The sequence below is a fragment of the Kocuria sp. CCUG 69068 genome (assembly GCF_020833785.1).
Lineage (GTDB): Bacteria > Actinomycetota > Actinomycetes > Actinomycetales > Micrococcaceae > Kocuria > Kocuria rosea.
This window is the reverse complement of sequence record NZ_PDDL01000203.1, coordinates 1-2662: the sequence shown is the minus strand read 5'-3', so window position 1 is coordinate 2662 and position 2662 is coordinate 1. Positions and strand designations below refer to the sequence as shown.

General features: G+C 72.1%; 2 protein-coding genes. Both read right to left on the bottom strand.

The window, feature by feature from the left end:
* Positions 1 to 103 precede the first annotated feature (103 nt).
* Positions 104 to 889 carry an IS21-like element helper ATPase IstB gene (gene istB, locus CRM73_RS18825; RefSeq protein ID WP_229588749.1) on the bottom strand — a complete coding sequence of 262 codons (786 nt, stop codon included), beginning with the start codon at positions 887 to 889 and terminating at the stop codon, positions 104 to 106.
* A complete protein-coding gene (istA, locus tag CRM73_RS18820; protein WP_229588748.1) occupies positions 886 to 2484 on the bottom strand; it encodes an IS21 family transposase in 1599 nt (532 codons plus the stop codon). The genes istB and istA overlap by 4 nt, the downstream gene beginning before the upstream one ends.
* Positions 2485 to 2662 lie beyond the last annotated feature (178 nt).

The following is a 2662-nucleotide window of genomic DNA, read 5'->3' as shown; positions in this document are numbered from 1 at the left end:
TGTCAACGGTCAGCGGGACCTCCCGGTGGGCGGTCAGGTGATCTCCCCGTCGGCGGACAGCTGATCTCCCTGTCCGCGGTCAGTTGATCTCCCTCTGGCGATGTCAGGTCAGTGGGACCACCCCTCGTCCGGCGGTCGCCTCGGTGAGCCGCAGCGAGGTGCCCTCGGTGATGATCACGTGGGCGTGGTGCAGGAGCCGGTCCACGGCGGCGGTGGCCAGGGTCTTGGGCATGATCGTGTCGAACCCGGCCGGATGGATATTGGAAGTCACCGCGAGACTGCGGCGTTCGTAGGTCGCATCGACGAGACGGTAGAAAGCCTCGGCAGCGGCCTGGCCCGAAGGCAGCATCCCGATGTCGTCCACGACGATGAGCTCGGCCCGGGTGATCCGAGCGATGGTCTTGCCGATCGAACCGTCCACGGCGGCCCGGCCGATCGCGGCGGTCAGCGACTCGAGGGTGAACCAGGAGACCCGCATTCCGGCGTCGATGACCTGATGGGCCAGGGCCTCGAGGAAGTGCGTCTTGCCCGTGCCCGAGGGACCGCTGATGGCGAGGTTCTCCGCCCGGCCCACCCACTCCAGGGTGGCCAAGGCCGACTGGGTCGGGACCGGGATCGAGGAGTCCGACTCGCGCCAGGAGGCGAAGGTTTTCCCGGCCGGCAGGCCCGCGGCCTTGCGTCGGGCCGCGCGGGTGGCCTCGTCGCGCCCGCGCACCTCTTCGGCCAGCAGCACCCGCAGTACCTCGGTGGGGTCCCAGCGCTGGGCGCGGGCGGTGGCCAGCACCTCGGGGGCGGCCGCGCGCAGGTAGGGCATCCGCATGCGCTTGAGCACCGCGGCGAGATCGTCGGGCAGCGGCGGTGCTGCCGGGGCGGTGGTGGTCGTGTTCATCGAGCGGTCTCCTCGGTTGTGGGGGTTGTGCTGGTTGCCGTGGTGGCGCCGAAGGTGGCCCAGGCGGCGGTGCCGGGCTGGGCGGAGTGGGTCTCGTCGGCGGCCACGAGCCCGGCGGCGGTGGCCCCGGTGGCCTGGTGGTCGCAGATCGCGGTCAGATCGCCCTCGCCGAAGCGCCCGGCGGCCGCGGCGATCCCGAGGGCGGCGTCCACGGGCCCGTTCCCGATGAGGGCGGCGAGCTCCACGGCGGCGGCCATCTTCGCCCGGATCCGGGTGGTCCCGGCCGCGGAGGCCTCGATCAGCCAGGTGTGCGCCCCGGCCCCCAGGGCCAGGAAGTCCTTCTCCGCCGCACTGCGGGCTCGTAGCCGAGGCGGGCGTGGGGCACCAGTGGGGTCTTGGGGGTGATCGGGGTAGTGGGCCAGGTCGATCCGTGGATTGCCCGGGGTCGAGAGGCGGTGACGGGCGACCTCGGTGAGCCCGGCACGCCCGGCCGCCCACCCCGGGGCCACGGCAAGGGTGTCGAGGTCGGCGACGACCACCAGCTCGGCCCCGGCGACCCGTACCCACACCTCGGCCCCGACCAGCCCCGGCGGGGTGGAGTAGCGCACCGAGCCGAACCGGATGGTCTGGTCGGTGCCCACCGTGCGGGTCACCCCCAGGGCGGTGGTGTGCGGGGCGGCCGGCAGTACGTGCAGGCGTTGCTGCTCCTCGACCAACGCCTGCTCCGGGATCTTGGCGGTCTCCCGGTGGATGCGTCCGTTGACCTTGGCGCAGAACGCCGCGCAGGCGGCCTCGAGGGCGGCGAAGGAGGCGTAGTGCTCACGCAGGTTCGCCTCGGTGGGCACCAGATCGGCCTTGGCGATGCGCACCGTGGACTCCGACCCGCCCTTGGACTCCGGGTCATACGGCACGCAGGTGTGCACCTGGGTGCCGTAGTGCCGGCCGGCTTGAACGATCTGCGGGTGGCGCACCGGCACCCCGGCCACGTGATCGACGGTCACGGTCCTGGGGTTATCGGTGAGCACGTAGGTCGGCACCCCGCCGATCCGCGCCAGGGTCGCATCCAGGCACCCGATCAGCGTCGGCAGGGTCTGATCCCACACCGGGATCACGACCCGGTACCGTGACCACGCCAGCCAGGCGCAGAACAACCAGGTGCGTCGCGGCGTGCCGTCGACCCCGGGCACCTTGGGGCCTTCGCCCCAGTCGAACTGCAACCACAGCCCCGGCTCGGTGATCCAGGGCCGGTAGGTGCGCCGGTGCCCGGCCCGCCAGGCCGCCTTCACCTGCGCCACCGCCCGGCGGGTGGTCCGCTCCGTCCCCGAGAACCCCACCCCGACCAGGCGGGCGTGGACGACGTCGGCGCGGACCGTGCCCTGGCTGCGCTCGACCCACTCCTCGATCTTCGGCAGGTAGGCGTCGATCATCCGGGGCCGGCGGCCCGGCCCGGTCACCGGCCGGCCCGCGTCGCGGGCGGCGGCGTAGCGGCGCACCGTCTTCGGGTCCACCCCGGCCAGGGTCGCGGCCGAGTGCGCGGAACCGGTGGCGTCATAGGCTTCGAGAATTTCCATGATCTCCCTGTCAGACTTCTTCATGCGTCCCTCCGGCGGGTGATGGCTCAAGGTGGTCAGAGACCTCGAGCGAACCCCCGGAGGGACGTCTGCATGGGGACCGACACGAGCCCGATCCCATGGCCCAGGACAGGGAGATCAGCTGTCCGTCAGCAGGGAGATACGTGTCCGCCTACAGGGAGATTGGCATGTCCGCTAGCAA

Excerpts from the sequence above, each read along its gene's own strand:
- istB (WP_229588749.1), bottom strand. The coding sequence starts at position 889 with ATGAACACGACCACCACCGCCCCGGCAGCACCGCCGCTGCCCGACGAT.
- istA (WP_229588748.1), bottom strand. The coding sequence starts at position 2,484 with ATGAAGAAGTCTGACAGGGAGATCATGGAAATTCTCGAAGCCTATGAC.